Below are 16,804 nucleotides of genomic sequence, written 5' to 3'. Positions count from 1 at the left end.
GTTGAACGCCTTCGACATCACCTTCGAAGGCCGACTCAGCGCTGGACGGAAGTAACCCAATCAAACCGGGTTACACCGTTGGCTGGACAGACCCGCGATTTCGGGATCGGGATCGAACTTCCGGACCGCGACTTGGCCGGTCTCGTAGTCCAGAATCGGGTGTTCGGTGTCGAACAGATGCTTCTTGATCGCGGCGAGCTCGGCCTCGGAGAAGCCTGTTGCGCCGTTGGCGCGAGCGAGATCGTCGGTATTGCGGCTGATCGCGGAGATGTCGCGCGGGTCTTGGGTGAAGTTGTCGTAGGCATCTTGGGCCCACTTCGTTTGTGCGGGGTCATCGAGCATATTCGCCGGTCGACGCCGCCCGCCGCTGAGCCATTCATCGGCGGTTCCCCTTCCAGGGGTCGCTCCAGGGGCTTCGCGTGTCCACAGCTTCGCCTTCGCGACGTCGACCCATTTGCCGACCTTGTCCAGTAGCGGTTTCAGCGCCGCAGTGACCGGCCTGAGGGCGCGCGTCACTATCTCGGTAACCCTGGTGCCGAGCTCGCCGATGATGGTGGCGATGCGACGGGCCCGCACTGCGATACGACCAGCTAGGGCCGTATTGCCCACCCATTCCGAAACCGTAGCGGTAAACGGCGCCAACACGGCAAAGACGGCCTCAGCGGCCGCGGTTTCGATCAGGAAGTCTTTGACCTCCTCGAGAATCTTGTGGTGGGCCTCGTCGAGGTGGTGGGAGTACTCGCCACAGGAGTCGCCTAGCGTTTGGCACGCATCAGCCAATGCGTTGAGATCATTCTGACGTTCCTGACAGGTGGCGACCGCGATCCCGATCTCCGGCGATTGCTGGTTTGTCAGCAGCTCGACTGCTCGGGGTACCTGAGCAGCCACGGTGCGGTAGTCGGCCGAGGCGGTGTGCCATGCAGTTGCGGCGGCGTCGAGTTGGTCTTGGTGACCGTTGGGCCAGCCGAAACCGACAAGGTCTGCGAGGATTGTCCACCCGAATGGCTCGGGGATCCCGTCGCCAGCTGCCGACGGCGCGTCTTCGGCCAGACAAGGCGCGATCGACAGCTGCGGAGGTGCAGGCGAGGATGGGTTACGCGTATCGGAACCGGTCTCCGCGAGCTGATGATTATGTGCGCCGACAGCGATCAAATCTCTGATTTGACCACACGCGGTCGCCAGTTTCGAAGACGCTGAGATCGCCAGTTGGGCCGCCTCGTCATAGGCACTGGCCCATTGACCACCGACACTGTCGCTACCAGCCATCCCTGCATACGTGCTCAACACGGTGATCAGCGCCGCGTGGGTTGTCGCCGTGTCAGCCGACATCTGCCCGAATACATCACCCGCGGAGGAGTATTCACCAGCGCGGTGGACGATGACCGGTACGGTCGGAGCCGTCACTGCGGCCACATCCGGTAGTTGTCCTCGGCGGCTCCCAGGTAATTCGTGTGCGCCCGACGCGCCACCTCACGTAGCTCATCGAGGTTGTCCCGCATCTCGCCGACGCCGACCGCCCACCGGTCGTGTGCGACACGCTGCGCCTCAGCGGCTTGACTCGACCACGACAAATGCAGATCGGCGACGTGCTGATCCACCTCACGCAGCCAACCTTCGACCTCGGCGCCGAACTTCGCCATGGCCACGATCGCGTCATCGAGCTGCGCCAGATTCACACGGTAGCTGTGGTCGTCGTCAGCCACGGTCACACCTGATCTCCAAGCCCGGTGAGCCCCTCGGCATTGGTGCCATCGCGAAGCTCGTAGCGGTTCGCCGCGTCGGCGAGGTTCATTGCCGACATCTCCAACGCCGCGACGATCTGATCCGCCCCGCGCTTCCACTCCACCCAAGACTCGTCATATGCCGAAGCCGCGCGGCCCTGCCAACCGTCGGCCAACAACTCTCTGCCGATCGTTTCATCTAGGCGCTCGAGTCGCTCTCGAATCGTCTGCGCTTTGTCGGCGATGAACCGCGACGCCTCGCGAAGCCGGCCGACCCGAACCTGTAGTTCACCAACCACCGAGACTCCCCTCTGCCCCTGCTCGCCGATCGCATCCAACTATAAGTGAACACCCGAAAACTCCTGTCCGCGAGAGCTATCGAGGCATACGCTCTCCTCGCTCCTGGGAGTCCGGCCGGTGGCTCGAATGTCGGACCGGACTAGTCGCCATCGTCGACGGCCAGGCTCGGTCGTCGATGGTGAGCCAGGGTTCGGTGGCTGCGGAGGTGGGGACTGTGCCGGTGAACTCGCGGATGTCGCGGTGGAGGTGGGATTGGTCGGCGTAGCCCGTTTCGGCTGCTACTCGGGAGGGAGGGTGTCCTTGGACGAGGCGGTGGACGGCGTGGTCGAAGCGGACCAGTTTGGCGGCGCGCTTGGGGGTCAGGCCGATTCGGGTGCCGAAGCGGGACCACAGTCGTTGGCGGCTCCAGCCCAGTTCGGCGGCGAGGTGCTCGACGCGGAGACGGCCGCGGCTGAGCTTGATTCGTCGCCATGCCCAGGCGACCTCCGGGTCGAGGCGGTGGTCGTGCCGGAACCGCGCGGACAGCGCGGTGTCGACCAAGGCGAATCGGTCGGGCCAGTTCGGTGTCTCGTGCAGGCGCTCGCGCAGCCACCCCGCCTCGCGCCCCCAGAGGTCGTCCAGGCCGATGATGGTTCCACTCGGCTCGGTGAGAGGGAGGCCGAGGATGGCTTGGGCGACAATCGGTTCCAGGCGAATCTGGACGCATTCGACGGCATGGACGCGGACCGGAAGCGCGGTGCGGGCGAGGCCGAGGGTCAGGCTGCCCGAATGGCTGCGACCGGTCGAGTCGCGGACGTCGAAACCGCACTCGCCGAACTCGACGATCACCGTGACCGCCGGATGCGGAATGACACGCACCTGCTCCGGGCCGTCGCCGTGGACGTGGAATCCGGCCATGTCGACGCCGCGCAGCGCGGGTGGCCGCGCAGGCCGCGCGATATCCCAAGGCACACGTCGATTGTATGAGCGGCCGCGGACGCTGACATTTCTTCAATACGCGACCCGCTGTCGTGCCCGAACGTGGTGACGTCCCAATCAATCGAAGGAGGAACCGTGGACGAAACCACTACCGCCACAGAACGGAATCGATGGCAGCACATCGGGCTGCTGATAGTCACCGCCCTGATCACCGCGCTCACCGGCAATACGACCGGGACGGCGAACGCCGAGACCGACGATTCGCACGAGCACATGGTGCACCTGCCGGGCGGAGACATCCACGTCGTCGCCGACGGAACACCCGGTGCTCGCGCGTTGGTGCTGCTGCACGGTCTGGGAGCCTCGACCGCCTACTGGGATCCGGTGCTGCCCGCCCTGCGGGACCAGTACGTCGTGCGCATCGATCTACTCGGCCACGGCAAGTCCGATAAACCCGACAGCGGCTACAGCACGTCCGAACAGGCGAGCCGAGTCGGGGCCGTGCTCGACCGGCTGGGCGTACGCCAGGCGACCGTCGTCGGGCATTCCTCCGGGGGCTACGTGGCCACCTCGCTTGCCGAACAGCGCCACGATCTGGTGTCGTCGATCATGCTGATCGACTCCGGACCCCGCCTGGACGCCGTCACCGACAGCGGTCCGGTCGGCAACCTTCTGTTCGTTCCGGCGATCGGGCAGCCGCTGTGGCCGCTGCTCCCGGACGTCGTCCTCCGGCAAGCCATGAGTTCCGCGTTCACCCGGGACGTGCAGATCCCCGACCAGTTCGTCGCCGACCTGCGCGGCATGACCTACCGCAGTCTCACCGCGACCTCGACCGCGTCGGATGACTACCTGCGGGAACGCACCGAAACGGACCGGCTCATCGACCTCGGCGTGCCGGCCATGGTGCTCTACGGCTCTCAGGACAAACGTTGGCAGCCGGACTCTTTCGAGGATTACCGCCGCGTCCCCGGCATTCGGATCGAGAGCCTCGACTGTGGCCACACGCCCATGGTCGAAGAGCCCGGCAGTACCGGCGCGCTCATCCGTGACTTCGCCGGTCAACACTGAATTCCGGCAGCCGACCGGTTTCAGCGGCGGAGATTACGGGGTGCCGCTGCCGCGGATGATCGGGGCGACGAACTGGCGGTATTCGTCGATCAGGTCCTGCGCGATGGCGGCCCCGGCCAGGCCGCCGACGAACACCACGCCTGCACCTGTCCCATAGTGCCCGCATGCGCTGGCCGTAGCGAGCCCGCGACGGGCAACGGCCACAGTCGTCCTGTGGCCGGAGATCATCGGGTGCACAACGATATCCGCAGGGAACCGTGCATTCGTCGCTATCCGATCGGCAGCGCGCTCAGTATCGGGCCGTAGGCCCAGTTCAACATGCGCGCGGCGTCGTCCTTCGCGGCGACGTCGCTGTCGGGTGAGCTGTGCAGGACCACACCGATCAGCGGTATCCCTGCCCTGACCGTCTCGAACAGCAGGCAGGTTCCCGCGGCATCGGTCCATCCGGTCTTGATGCCGATAGTGCCGGGATAGTCGCGCAGCAGCCGGTTCGTGGTCTGCCACGAGTGAGCGCGGTTGCCCGGCCCGGCGGGGAGGTGATAGCTCTGCGCCCCGGCGACGTCACGGAACACCGGCAGGCTCATCGCGCGCAGACCGAGGGCCACCAGGTCTGCCGGTGTGGAGTAGGTGGAGTCGTCGGTGGGGGTAGGCAGCCCGCTGGGGTCGGTGAAATATGTTCCTGCCAGGCCCATGTGACGCGCAGTGTGGTTCATTTCGGCGATGAAGCCGTCTTGACCGGGACCGTAAGCCTCGGCAAGGGCATAGGCGGCGTCACAGCCGGAAGGCAACATCATCGCGTAGAGGAGCTGTCGCGCGGTGAGCACCTCGCCCGGGACCAAGCCCGCGTCGCTTCCGTCGTACTCGGTGCAGTAGGCGATGACTTCTCGCGGCACGGTGACGGCCCGGTCGAGGTCGCCTGCGTTGATCACGACCAGTGCCGTCATCACCTTCGTGATGCTGGCTATCGGAACCGAGATGTTCGGCTGTCGCGACCACAGCACCGTGCCGGTGATTCCGTCCGCCAGCGCTGCTCCCGACGCCCGCACCGCGTCCAGTTCGGACGTCGGCCAGGGCAACTGGATATGGGCGTCGCTCACAGCGGGGGCGGCCACGATGCCTTGGCCGACTACCACGACCAGCACCCCGGCAACGACAGCCTGCAACAATCTGGCAAATGTCCGCATCGCCATATTCTGCCGCCTGAACGCTTAAATCAGCCGGATTTCACCCACCGATTCACGCATCCCGAGCTTCAGCATCCGAATAGCTAATCTCGATCGGATCGCTCACGGCACCCAATGCGTGGCCACTCTCGCGGATCGAGAAGCGCAGACCCCTGCACATGGCGACCGGCCACTCGCCCGATGTTTTGCGTGCCCTGCCGAGGGCACAGCTACTCGCTGCCGAGGTCCATCCCGTCCAATCCTGCTTCCCGCAGGATGCGGGCCAAGGTGTCTTCGTCTACCGGACGCTCCATGGGCTCCGACTCCGAGACCGGGTTTTCTCTCGCGACCGGAAGCATCTCGTCGTAACCGGGGTCGCCGGGATGGAACTCCTCGAAGCCGCTGTAGAAGACGCCGTCCTCGGTCCGGCCGCGCAAGCGGACGAGGATCGTCTCGCCGTCCTCGGCGAGCATGGGCGGGCTGGTGTCATCCGAATACGCCGTCAAAATAATCCTTCAGCCGGTTCGCGAGTTGCTTGTCACCGAGAGCGAAATCGCGAAGCTGCCGTGGACCGTGCAGCCACGCCGAAAACGCCTCGCCGAACGCTTCGCTGGGTGAATCGTAATAACTGTTCCACTGTTTGCTCTTGCCGATGGACTGGAGCATCGCCGAGTGCAGGTCGCGCCACCCCTGCGAATCGCTGAGCCATTTCCCACCGGTGCCGTACGCCGCGTCCACGGCATGCCCGAATTCGTGCAGGACCACGTTGAGGCTACCGCCCCGCCCGCCGGAGTTGATCACGATCCGCCGTGGGCCGCCCAGGTATACGCCACGCACGGTGTTCCAACTGGTCCCAGGTTTGCGGCCGTACGGGGTGCTGCCTGCCAGACTTTCCGTACCGGGCAATTCGAGCATCGGGCGATTTCCGATGACGATCCCACCCCCGGGAACCGCGTTCATGTGCTCGCTGACGCGCGCGTAGATATGGCTGGGCACGCGAGCGATGTCCTCGACCATCCGCAACGTCTCGGGTGTCCGATCGATGATGTTCACGAATGCGCCACCCTCGGGTGGCGGATAGGCGACGACGAACTCGAACGCCTCCGCCAGCCGCACGCTGTCGCCCGGATGCAGCATGACCTTCGTCCCCGGCTGGACCTGTTTCCCATTGACGTAGGTGCCGTTCGTCGATCCTTCGTCACGGATCCAGACCCGGCCGGATGGGTGGACGCCGAGACTGGCGTGCCGACGGGATATCGCGTTGGCGCCGGACAGATTGTCGGGCAGTTCCGCGCTGTCCCGGCCGAGCGGCAGCGGCTCGCCACCACGTGTCAAGTCCAGGGACACGTCGCCGTGTACGTTGTTCAGCTTCACCGGCAATGCGCGCGGGACGCTTTCCCGGAGGCCGTCTTCGAATCGCGCCGCCCCCACCCAATCGCCGAGGCGAATCTGGTCACCTGGGCGCAGGCGCACCGGCACGTCCGGATCGACCTTGCGGTTGTCGACCCAGGTCCCTCTGGTCGAGTTCTCGTCGCGCAGATACACGTCGCCGTACTCGTCGCGGTAGATGGTGGCGTGACGGCGCGACACCGTCGTGTTCTCGGCCAGGTGATCCGCCATCGGCGAGTCCTGCCCACGGCCGATCACCAGCTCCTCGCCGCGCCGCAGGCTGAGCGGGGGCAGACTCTCGTCGTCGGACAATCTCAACTGCAGCGGCGCTTCTTCGCCCACCTGGAGTCTGCTGGACACCTCGCCGAAGGTCACCTTGTCTCCGGCGTTCAGGTACCGCTTCTCCCCCGCCGGGATGGTCTCGTCGTTGACCTTGGTTCCGATCCAGCTGTCTCCGTCCGGGTCGCGCACCCAGATACGACCGTCGAGATCGCGCCCGACGACGACTTCCCTGCCCGGCCTTCCGAGCACCATCGCATGACCGTTGAGCGCACTGGTGTCGACGGACACCTCCTGGCCCGGTGCGAGGCGTATCGGAAGCTTGCGTTTGAAGGGGTCGAAATGCAGTTCGGCAGGTGGATGCTGGGGCGGCGCCTCGCCACCGATGCGGGCGGTGCCGACGTAATCCGGGCCGATCCCCAGATTGTCGCCTTCGGCGAGGGTCACTCTTTGGTTCGGAGCGATCCGGTCCCCGTTGACCCATACCCCTTCGGAACCCGGGTGGTCCCGGATCCACAGTCGGCCGTCGTGGTCCAAGCCGAGAGTCGCGTGTCGTTCGCCGACATTGGGGACCCCGCGCAATTGCGACGCGAACGGTGAGTTCTGGTCGGTACCGATCACGACCGTTTCTCCCGGCGCGAGCCGCACCGGTGTCGCGTCCGCGCCGCTCCCGATTCGCACGCGGACCGGATCGACCTCGGTCGTCGCATCCGTCGGGACGAATTGCGCCGTACTGTCATACCAGCCGAGGCGCAGGTCGTCCCCCGGCTCCAGTATCCGGCGCTCGCCCGTGCCGAGCCGATCGCCGTTGACTCTGGTGCCGTTGCTGGAATCAGCGTCCCGGATCCATACTCGGCCGTTCTCATCCATGCCGACAATCGCGTGGCGTCGCGAGATACTGTCGCGCCCGAGCGCATCGGGGTGCACCATCGCACGACCGATCTCGACCTCCCGGCCGCGGTGGAGCTTCAGAACCGGTCCGTCGTTGCCGAACAGCCGCACCTCGGCCATCTGACGCTCGAACGTGACGCCGAGTTCCAGATCGCGACTGAACATGACGTCTTGGCCGTCGTAGATCCGCACCCAGCGACCGTCGGTCAGCTGTTTGCCGTCGACGAAGGTGCCGTTCATCGAGTTGTCGTCTCGAAGCAGGACATGGCCTTGCTCGTCCACCGTTATCGTCGCGTGGCGGCGCGAAACTCGCTCGCCTGCCATGTGTTCCAGCAGCGCGCCGTCACCACGACCGAGCACGTACTCCTGGCCTGGAATCAGGCGAAGCTGAAGGCGCGCGTTGTCGGGGCCGGTCAGCACCATGTCGACGTAGCCACCGTCGGGATGGCGGTAGAACTGGGTGAATCCGGCGGGAGGGGCATCCGCCGCGAGCCTGTATCCGTCCTGGCTCGCCGGTTGGTCGTGTAGCTCGACCCGCGGCTGCGGCCGTGTCGGCGGGCCGTCATACGTCGGTTCGTCGGTCCGCGCGCGAGGCGTCGGATCATTGGGCGTCGCCGGAGCCTCATCGGCTGCCGACTGCCGCCCGACCGGGTTCGCCTCATCGACCGGAGGACGCGGCCTCGACTCGTCCGGAACCCGCGAATCGTCCCGCACCAGCGGCCGGCCATCCGAGGCCACCTCGTCGACCGGGACCCGCGGCGTCAGCTCCTCCTGCCGCACGAGTGGGCCATCGGCATGTCGTGGCAGCGGCGGCGGCTGGTCACTGCGGCCGCGTGGCGCGACAGCCGAGCCGCCGACCTCGTTACCGCGCGCTGTGGGCGGCCTGCCGTTGCGCCCATACACGTCGGTCCCGGGCGGCCGCTCTTGTCGTGGCGTGACGGACACCGCACGCCCGTCACCAGGGACCATTCCCGGCGCAGAGCCGGGGGACTGCGGTGACACGGGCGGCAGGACCCCACGCCCGGCGTCACCACCACCACCCGCGGCATGGTCCTCCAACGCGGTCATCCGCTGGAGCATGCCGTCGTACCAGTCCCGATGGCCCGCGGCGTGGAAGACCGGGCTCAGCTCTTCGACCCGCTGCCGGATCTCGTGCAGCTCCGGTCGAGTGAGAGCGTGGTCGTTCCACAGGATTTCGGAGTTGTCTCCGTAGCGCAGGAAGTTCTCCGCGAAGGGCCCGACGACATACTGCGCGTCGGGGAAGTTCTCGAATGCGCGGCTGTGGTCAATTCCCCAGACGTTCCCGGCCGGGTCGACCATCCAGTTGTCGCTATTGCGATCGGGCATGCGTACCAGCACGTCCATGACGCCTTGGCGCATTCCGGTAGGACCGCTGATGACGTCCGGTGGGAACGCCCTTCGCGGATACGTGTCCGCCGCCACCGTGCCGGGCACGACCTCCATGTAGACGTGATCGCCGATGACATGCACCGCGGGCACCCGTGCGCCCACCGCGTCGCCAACCAGCGAGCTCAGGAATTCCGCATGCGCGTGCTGCGGGTCGGAGACCACCTTGTGGATCACCTCGGTGCCGTCGTGGAAGACGAGCCGCTCCACCACTTTCGCCGATTTGCCCTCGACGCTGAATCGCTCGATCGTCTCCACCCGCGGTGGTTCACCCGAACTCAACAGCTCATTGACGCGTGACGCGAATTCCCAGTGGCGCAGACCGAGTCGAGGTGCGTCGCTTTCGGAACGCACCGCGTTGCGGCCCGCGGTGTGGACTCGGATCGCACTACCCGCCGCGCCGACGAACCCGCTGCCGAAGCCGGTGATCGCGGATTCGCGAACCATCTTGAACAGATCACCGAGGCTGTGGATCTCGTCCAGGTGGATCAGTACCGAGGGCACCGCACCGGCCAGACCACCCGCGAGACCGCCCGCCCCGCCGAGCAACATCGTGCCGCCCAAGTGCGCGGCGAGCCGGCCGGAGGGACTGACCGCTCCGCCGCGCGTCCAGCTCAGCACACGCGGCGCGAGCCTGCGGCCGACCTCCGCACCCGCAACGCCGCCGACCACACCACCCAGGAGCATTTCCAAGAAGGCGCCCACGTCGAACTTGTCGCGCACGCCGGCCTCGAGGTCCCACAGCTGTGCGCCACCACTGATCGCGGCACTGGTCAGAAGGCCGATCTTCGCCGCGTGGACAGCGGTGTGCAGCGCGGCTCGTTGCGCCGCGCCCGCGGCCGCCCGCTCGCCCACCTCCGCGGCCAGTCGCGAAGCCGCGGCGGCCATCGCCTGCTCGGCCTCGATCCGATCGATCAGGGCCTTCGCACCACCACCTTGGAAGAACAGCAGCGCGTCATAGGCCAATTGCGCCGCCAGCGCGATCCCCATCGCGATCAACAGATGTTGCGTCTGGACAGCCGAATCGGCGACGTCGTGGCACTGCTTGCCCAGGCTCTGACACACCGCCGCCTGGTCACGCATGGATTTCACGACCACACGGTGGCGTTCGGTCAGCGCCGTCGACGTGGCGCCCTCAACGGCCTGCTCGGTGCCCGCCGCCTCGGTCTCGTATCGGTCGGCGGAGTTGTTCAATTCACCGGACGCCACCAGGTACGCGTCACCGTTACGACGCATTCCGTCGACGTCGGTCTCCGGCCAGTGACCGAGGACCAATTCCCGCACAGCCGAGGGCACCTCGGCCAGCAAACCGCTCGATTCCATCGCAGCTTGCCTCCCGGCACCCTCACAGTCGCTGCGAGACTATCTAGACATACCGGACCGCGCGAACTATCTCCAACTATGGGAATAGTCGCGACCAGTACCAATACCGCCGACAAGCACCGCGACACGGTGACGAACCGTTGAGAATGCAACTACTGCGTGAGACAGCAATTCGAACCTTTATCTCCGAACCCAGCATTTCGCCAGCCAATACTTTCGGGGGCCCGGGAGGCGGCCGCGATCCAACGCTCCGTGCGGCGGCGGTCGCACCGTAGGCGAGAAATGCGACCGCGCTGCCGCGACAATGGATCGCAGTGCGTAGGGAGAAGGTGTGGGCGAGAAGTTTTCGGTCGACCCGGATAAGTTGCGCGATCACGCACCGCGGTTCGACCAGATCGGGGCGGATGTGGCGGCTACCGTGCGGAAGCTGCGCACTGCCCTGGCGGGGGAAGGCGAACCGTGGGGCAAAGACGATGCCGGCCACGCGTTCGCCGAATCCTACGTTCCGGAATACCAACGGACGATGACCGACTTGAACAGCCTCGTCGAGGCCCTCCAACAGGCCGGCACCGATCTGCGCCACCTCGCGGAGAACTTCGAGAACCAGGACCGGGCCATCGGCCAGCGTATCCACAACGCCGCCGATGGAATCCGGAACGATCCGGCCGTGCTTCCAGTGCGTGTCGAGGCCGGCCCCACCCATCGGCTCGACCCCAGCACGGCGGACGTACCCACCTCCGCCGTGCGGCCGATCGCGGGATCTCCCGTGCCCACTACGGCCGTCACGGCGCCGGCGCCGAGACAACCGGCTTCCACCGCCGGCTCACCGGCCGATCGGGTACCGCTCTCGTCCGCGCCACCCGCTCGAACCCCGGGCACACCCGGCGACGAGCCCGCCTCGAGTCAGCGGCCGGGCCAGGCCGAGGGGAATCCGAACGGCGCCGACCATCGCGGCACCGAGCAGCCGGGCTTACCCGGCCCGAGCGTGAACCCGGCTCATCGGGCGGATGCCGCGCTCACCCGGCCCCCACAGGACAATCGGCCGTCGTCCCCGTGGACGAGGGCCAACGCCGAAACGAGGCGAACCGCTGCCTCGCAAGCCGCCGCCACGCCATCCGCCGCGAAGCAATCCGCCGCGCCGGGATCGAGCACGCCGTGGTCCAACACCGCAGGTCGACCGCCGAGAGTGTCTGCCCCGGACACACCCGGTTCTCCGCCGCGCATGCCCGGCCGACCCACCGCACGACCGGACCGGAAAGACGAGAAGGCGGACCGGAAGGTGAACGCCTCCGGCGAGTCGGTCGCGGCACGTCTGGCCAGAGAACTGGCCGAGCGCCACGGCGTGCGAGCCTTCGGCTTCGACACTCCGGGTGTAGCGGTAGAGGTACTGACCGAGATCGTCGCCGCAGTGGACGACGTGCTGCCGCGATACCCGCAAATAGCCCTGCGCGCCATCGGGATCGAGGAACTGGCTGACGGTGGAACGGCTCTGCTGGAATGGGATTCACCGGACGCGGCGCGCGACTTCGATGGCGCTCCCGATCAGCACCTTCCGGGGGCCGCCGAAACGCTGCCTACCGCACGTATCGTGCTGGCGCTGCGTGCTGCCACCGATCCACGGCAATTGCAGCAAACCGTCACCACGGCCGAAGACGCGGGCCTGCTCGCGCCGGGATGCGCACGGCGGCCGGTGTACTCGTCGATCGTGCGAGAACTCGGTAGAGCGCTCGACGGGGCAGGCCGCTTCCGTGCTCGCGACGCCGCGCGGCGTGCGCTGCTCACGGCGTATCTGCCGCAGCTGAACCCGGAGGACAAGAGCTCGCTGAATCGCACGGTGTCCGGCTTCCAGGAATGGCGGTCCCGGTTGAGCGGCCACAGCTTCGACCGCGGGCGGTTTCAGCCAGCCGCCGCGCTCGCCGAGGCATTCACCGACGTCGTCCTCAACGCCACACAGGCCGCACCGCCCGCGCAGGTGCTGCACCGCCTGCTGGTCACCACCGCGAACTCCCCCGCACCCCGGTGATCACTGCGGTTATGGAAATGCCGGGTGCGCGACGACTAGGTCCGCGAAGGCGAATTCGACTGCGGCGCAGAGATATCGTGAGCAGCATGCGATGGATGGTTGCGGTGGGATTGGTGCTGTTGCTGGGTGGCTGCGCGCACACCACGACGGGAAGGCCGCATCCGGTAGCGGGCGCCGCACAGTCGGGCGCGCCGGAGAAGGCCGGGGACCTGCGAGATCGGATCGCCTGGGTTCGGCAAGGTACACCGGTTGATCTCATCGGCTTTCACTCGGCTCGGACCGACGGCGGTCCGGTGACCGACCTGCGGGAAGATATCGCGTTCGTCAGCCCGACCCGCAAGATCAGTTGCATCACCGGGACCGCGCTGGAAATGGACGGCTTCGACTGCATGGTCAGCCTGACGGACCCGGTCCCCGCGCCGGGTGCGGGCTACGGCCAGTGGTTCGGCGGGTATGTGTCCTACTCCGGTCAGCGATTGACCGTGGGCCGGTTCCGTGGTGATCCAGGACTTTTCATCAACGGCGAGGGCGCGACGTTGCCGTACGACAGCACCGTCACCTTCGGCGAATATCTCTGCCGCCTGGCGACGACAGGCCTCAGCTGCGTGAATCCCACTACGGGCAGTGGCGTCCAGCTGAGCAGTGAAGGCGTCGTTCCGCTCGGCTGCCTGCGCGAACTACCGGATGCGGAGCGCGAATCAGTTGTCGGCCGCGCTTACGCCTGCTGAGCTGTAGCACCCGATCCCGCGTATCGGCGCTCGGCGCCTGCCTCTGCACAGCCGTTCACCCCCGAAACGCGAACGGCGCCGCCCCTTTCGGAGCGGCGCCGTTCCCAGCGATTCAGTGAATCACTTGATGATCTTCGTGACGCGACCGGCGCCGACGGTGCGGCCACCCTCGCGGATCGCGAAGCGCAGACCCTCGTCCATGGCGACCGGCTGGATCAGCTTGACGAGCATCTCGGTGTTGTCACCGGGCATGACCATCTCGGTGCCCTCGGGCAGGGTCACAACGCCCGTCACGTCAGTCGTACGGAAGTAGAACTGCGGACGGTAGTTGTTGAAGAACGGGGTGTGGCGGCCGCCCTCGTCCTTCGACAGGATGTACGCCTGGCCCTCGAACTCGGTGTGCGGGGTGGTGGTGCCCGGCTTGACGACGACCTGGCCGCGCTCCACGTCCTCACGCTTGATACCACGGACCAGCAGACCGACGTTGTCGCCCGCCTGGCCCTGGTCGAGCAGCTTGCGGAACATCTCGATACCGGTGACCGTGGTCTTGGTCTTCTCCGGGCGGATGCCGACGATCTCGACTTCCTCGTTCACGTTGATCACGCCACGCTCGACGCGACCGGTGACGACGGTGCCACGACCAGTGATCGTGAACACGTCCTCGACCGGCATCAGGAACGGCTTGTCGGTCTCACGAACCGGGTCCGGGATGGACTCGTCCACCGCGGCCATCAGCTCCAGCACCGACTCCGACCACTTCGGGTCGCCCTCGAGCGCCTTCAGACCGGAGACCCGCACGACCGGCGCGTCCTCGTCGAACTCCTGCGAGGCCAGCAGCTCGCGGACCTCCATCTCGACGAGCTCGAGGATCTCCTCGTCGTCGACCATGTCGGCCTTGTTCAGCGCGACCAGGATGTAGGGCACGCCGACCTGACGGGCGAGCAGCACGTGCTCACGGGTCTGCGGCATCGGGCCGTCGGTGGCGGCGACCACGAGGATGGCACCGTCCATCTGCGCCGCACCGGTGATCATGTTCTTGATGTAGTCGGCGTGACCCGGCGCGTCGACGTGCGCGTAGTGGCGCTTCTCCGTCTGGTACTCGACGTGCGAGATGTTGATCGTGATACCACGCGCCTTCTCTTCCGGCGCCTTGTCGATCTGATCGAACGCGAAGCTCTCGTTCAGATCCGGGTACTTGTCAGCCAGCACCTTGGTGATCGCTGCGGTCAGCGTGGTCTTGCCGTGGTCGACGTGACCGATGGTGCCGATGTTGACGTGCGGCTTCGTCCGCTCGAACTTCGCCTTCGCCACTTCTTGGTCCTCCTGGACTTGTTGGTGCGTGCAGTTGCAGCAGTGCGGGGATCATCCCCGCGGACACGGGGACAGGGTCTTGCAAACGCCCGGGAGTCGATTACTCGCCGGTCGCCTTGGCGATGATCTCCTTCGACACGTTGGCCGGAACCTCCGCGTACGAGTCGAACACCATGGAGTAGTTCGCCCGGCCCTGGGTCTTCGACCGCAGGTCACCGATGTAACCGAACATCTCCGAGAGCGGAACCAGCGCCTTGACGACACGGGCACCACTGCGTTCCTCCATGGCCTGGATCTGACCACGGCGGGAGTTCAGGTCGCCGATCACATCGCCCATGTAGTCCTCGGGCGTGGTGACCTCGACCGCCATCAGCGGCTCGAGGATCACCGGACCGGCCTTGCGAGCCGCTTCCTTGAGCGCCTGCGCACCTGCGATCTTGAACGCCATTTCCGACGAGTCGACGTCGTGGTAGGCACCGTCGAGCAGCGTGACCTTCATGTTCACCAGCGGGTAGCCGGCGAGCACACCGTACTGCATGGCGTCCTGGGCGCCGGCGTCCACCGAAGGGATGTATTCCTTCGGCACACGGCCACCGGTGACCTTGTTCTCGAATTCGTAATGCGCGCCGTCTTCGCCGACGAACGGCTCGAGCGCGATGATCACCTTCGCGAACTGGCCGGAACCACCGGTCTGCTTCTTGTGCGTGAACTCGAGCTTCTCGACCCGCTTGGTGATCGTCTCGCGGTAGGCCACCTGCGGCTTACCGACGTTCGCCTCGACCTTGAACTCGCGGCGCATGCGGTCGACCAGGATGTCGAGGTGGAGCTCGCCCATACCGCCGATGACGGTCTGGCCGGTCTCCTGGTCGAGCTTGACCGAGAAGGTCGGGTCCTCTTCGGACAGGCGCTGGATCGCGGTGCCCAGCTTCTCCTGGTCGGACTTGGTCTTCGGCTCGATGGAGACCTCGATGACCGGGTCCGGGAAGGTCATGGACTCGAGCACGATCTGGTTCTGCGGATCGCACAGGGTGTCACCGGTGGTGGTGTCCTTCAGGCCGATGACCGCGTAGATGTGGCCCGCCGAGGCGGCGCCGACCGGGTTCTCCTTGTTGGAGTGCATCTGGAACAGCTTGCCCAGACGCTCCTTCTTGCCCTTGGTCGAGTTGATGACCTGGGCGCCGGAGTCGACCTTGCCGGAGTACACCCGGACGTAGGTCAGCTTGCCGAAGAACGGGTGCACCGCGATCTTGAACGCCAGGGCCGCGAACGGCTCGTCGGCGCTCGGCTTGCGGGTGAGCAGCTCCTCTTCCTTGCCGGGCACGTGGCCGGTGGTGGCCTCCACGTCCAGCGGCGAGGGCAGGTAGTCGATGACCGCGTCCAGCATGGGCTGCACGCCCTTGTTCTTGAACGCGGAGCCGCACAGCACCGGGTAGAGCTCGGAGGTCACCGTCAGCTTGCGGATGGCGCCCTTGATCTCCTCGATGGTCAGCTCTTCGCCGCCGAAGAACTTCTCCAGCAGCGCCTCGTCCGACTCGGCGACGGTCTCGAGCAGCTCCTGGCGGTACTGCTCGGCCTTCTCCTTCAGGTCGTCCGGGATCTCGACGACCTCGTACTGCTCACCGAGCTTGGTCTCGCCGCGCCAGACCTTCGCGTTGTTCTCGACCAGGTCGATGATGCCCTCGAAGGTGTCCTCCGCGCCGATCGGCAGCTGGATGACCAGCGGCTTCGCGCCGAGGCGGTCCTTGATGGTCTGCACGGTGAAGTAGAAGTCCGCACCGAGCTTGTCCATCTTGTTGACGAAGCAGATCCGCGGCACGTCGTACTTGTCCGCCTGACGCCACACCTGCTCGGACTGCGGCTCGACGCCTTCCTTGCCGTCGAACACCGCGACGGCGCCGTCGAGCACGCGCAGCGACCGCTCCACCTCCACGGTGAAGTCGACGTGCCCGGGGGTGTCGATGATGTTGATCTGGTTGTCTTTCCAGAAGCACGTGGTAGCCGCGGAGGTGATGGTGATACCACGCTCCTGCTCCTGCTCCATCCAGTCCATCGTGGCGGCGCCGTCGTGGACCTCACCGATCTTGTAGGTGATGCCGGTGTAGAAGAGGATGCGTTCGGTTGTGGTCGTCTTGCCCGCATCGATGTGGGCCATGATGCCGATGTTGCGGACCTTGTTCAGGTCGGTGAGCACGTCCTGTGCCACGGAAATCTTCCCCGCTCGTAGCTAGTTGGGATTATCGGGGACGACCCTGTGGTCGCCTCTATGTCAACGCCGGACGCGGC

12 protein-coding genes are annotated in these 16,804 nt (G+C 66.2%); 3 read left to right on the top strand and 9 right to left on the bottom strand.

What is annotated here, in order from left to right:
- Positions 1-60 precede the first annotated feature (60 nt).
- The 4 genes from ABZ803_RS34190 to ABZ803_RS34175 are packed head-to-tail and all read right to left on the bottom strand — an operon-like array spanning position 61 to position 2,972.
- Positions 61-1,413: a hypothetical protein gene (locus ABZ803_RS34190; protein WP_357045830.1), complete on the bottom strand. Its 1,353-nt coding sequence runs from the start codon at positions 1,411-1,413 to the stop codon at positions 61-63.
- Positions 1,401-1,703: a WXG100 family type VII secretion target gene (locus ABZ803_RS34185; protein ID WP_357045828.1), complete on the bottom strand. Its 303-nt coding sequence runs from the start codon at positions 1,701-1,703 to the stop codon at positions 1,401-1,403. The genes ABZ803_RS34190 and ABZ803_RS34185 overlap by 13 nt, the downstream gene beginning before the upstream one ends.
- Before the next feature lie 2 nt (positions 1,704-1,705).
- Positions 1,706-2,059 carry a WXG100 family type VII secretion target gene (locus tag ABZ803_RS34180; protein ID WP_357045826.1) on the bottom strand — a complete coding sequence of 118 codons (354 nt, stop codon included), beginning with the start codon at positions 2,057-2,059 and terminating at the stop codon, positions 1,706-1,708.
- A 37-nt stretch (positions 2,060-2,096) separates the two neighbouring features.
- On the bottom strand, positions 2,097-2,972 hold the full coding sequence (locus ABZ803_RS34175; protein WP_357045824.1) for a helix-turn-helix domain-containing protein: 876 nt from the start codon (positions 2,970-2,972) through the stop codon (positions 2,097-2,099).
- 102 nt (positions 2,973-3,074) lie between these two features.
- Here ABZ803_RS34175 and ABZ803_RS34170 point away from each other — a divergent pair, with 102 nt between their 5' ends.
- On the top strand, positions 3,075-4,007 hold the full coding sequence (locus ABZ803_RS34170; protein WP_357045822.1) for an alpha/beta hydrolase: 933 nt from the start codon (positions 3,075-3,077) through the stop codon (positions 4,005-4,007).
- Positions 4,008-4,276: 269 nt separating this feature from the next.
- On the opposite strand, the gene ABZ803_RS34165 is transcribed toward ABZ803_RS34170, so the two are convergent.
- The 3 genes from ABZ803_RS34165 to ABZ803_RS34155 all read right to left on the bottom strand — a co-directional run bounded on the left by ABZ803_RS34165 (position 4,277) and on the right by ABZ803_RS34155 (position 10,459).
- Positions 4,277-5,191: a serine hydrolase gene (locus ABZ803_RS34165; RefSeq protein ID WP_357045820.1), complete on the bottom strand. Its 915-nt coding sequence runs from the start codon at positions 5,189-5,191 to the stop codon at positions 4,277-4,279.
- Positions 5,192-5,400: 209 nt separating this feature from the next.
- Complete coding sequence (locus tag ABZ803_RS34160; protein ID WP_357045818.1) at positions 5,401-5,676, bottom strand: hypothetical protein; 276 nt, start codon at positions 5,674-5,676, stop codon at positions 5,401-5,403.
- Positions 5,657-10,459, bottom strand: a complete 4,803-nt coding sequence (locus ABZ803_RS34155) for an FHA domain-containing protein (protein WP_357045816.1) — start codon at positions 10,457-10,459, stop codon at positions 5,657-5,659. The genes ABZ803_RS34160 and ABZ803_RS34155 overlap by 20 nt, the downstream gene beginning before the upstream one ends.
- A 331-nt stretch (positions 10,460-10,790) precedes the next feature.
- Between ABZ803_RS34155 and ABZ803_RS34150 the strand changes: the two genes are divergently transcribed.
- A complete protein-coding gene (locus tag ABZ803_RS34150; RefSeq protein ID WP_357045814.1) occupies positions 10,791-12,482 on the top strand; it encodes a WXG100 family type VII secretion target in 1,692 nt (563 codons plus the stop codon).
- A gap of 86 nt (positions 12,483-12,568) precedes the next feature.
- Positions 12,569-13,210 carry a hypothetical protein gene (locus ABZ803_RS34145; protein ID WP_357045812.1) on the top strand — a complete coding sequence of 214 codons (642 nt, stop codon included), beginning with the start codon at positions 12,569-12,571 and terminating at the stop codon, positions 13,208-13,210.
- 120 nt (positions 13,211-13,330) lie between these two features.
- Here ABZ803_RS34145 and tuf read toward each other — a convergent pair whose 3' ends face one another.
- The gene (tuf, locus tag ABZ803_RS34140; protein ID WP_040870253.1) at positions 13,331-14,521 is read right to left on the bottom strand and encodes an elongation factor Tu; all 1,191 of its coding nucleotides are present in this window, start codon (positions 14,519-14,521) and stop codon (positions 13,331-13,333) included.
- Between the two features lie 100 nt (positions 14,522-14,621).
- Positions 14,622-16,724 (bottom strand): elongation factor G, encoded by a 2,103-nt coding sequence (fusA, locus tag ABZ803_RS34135; RefSeq protein WP_062975514.1) that lies wholly within the window; start codon positions 16,722-16,724, stop codon positions 14,622-14,624.
- Positions 16,725-16,804: the final 80 nt, after the last annotated feature.

It is taken from the genome of Nocardia sp. NPDC047648, from assembly GCF_040642815.1.
Lineage (GTDB): Bacteria > Actinomycetota > Actinomycetes > Mycobacteriales > Mycobacteriaceae > Nocardia > Nocardia gamkensis.
This window is presented reverse-complemented; position numbering and strand designations above follow the sequence as displayed.

Bases quoted from the DNA above. Each gene is read 5' to 3' on its own strand.
- ABZ803_RS34145 (WP_357045812.1), top strand. From the start codon at position 12,569: ATGCGATGGATGGTTGCGGTGGGATTGGTGCTGTTGCTGGGTGGCTGC.
- ABZ803_RS34165 (WP_357045820.1), bottom strand. From the start codon at position 5,191: ATGCGGACATTTGCCAGATTGTTGCAGGCTGTCGTTGCCGGGGTGCTG.
- ABZ803_RS34155 (WP_357045816.1), bottom strand. From the start codon at position 10,459: ATGGAATCGAGCGGTTTGCTGGCCGAGGTGCCCTCGGCTGTGCGGGAA.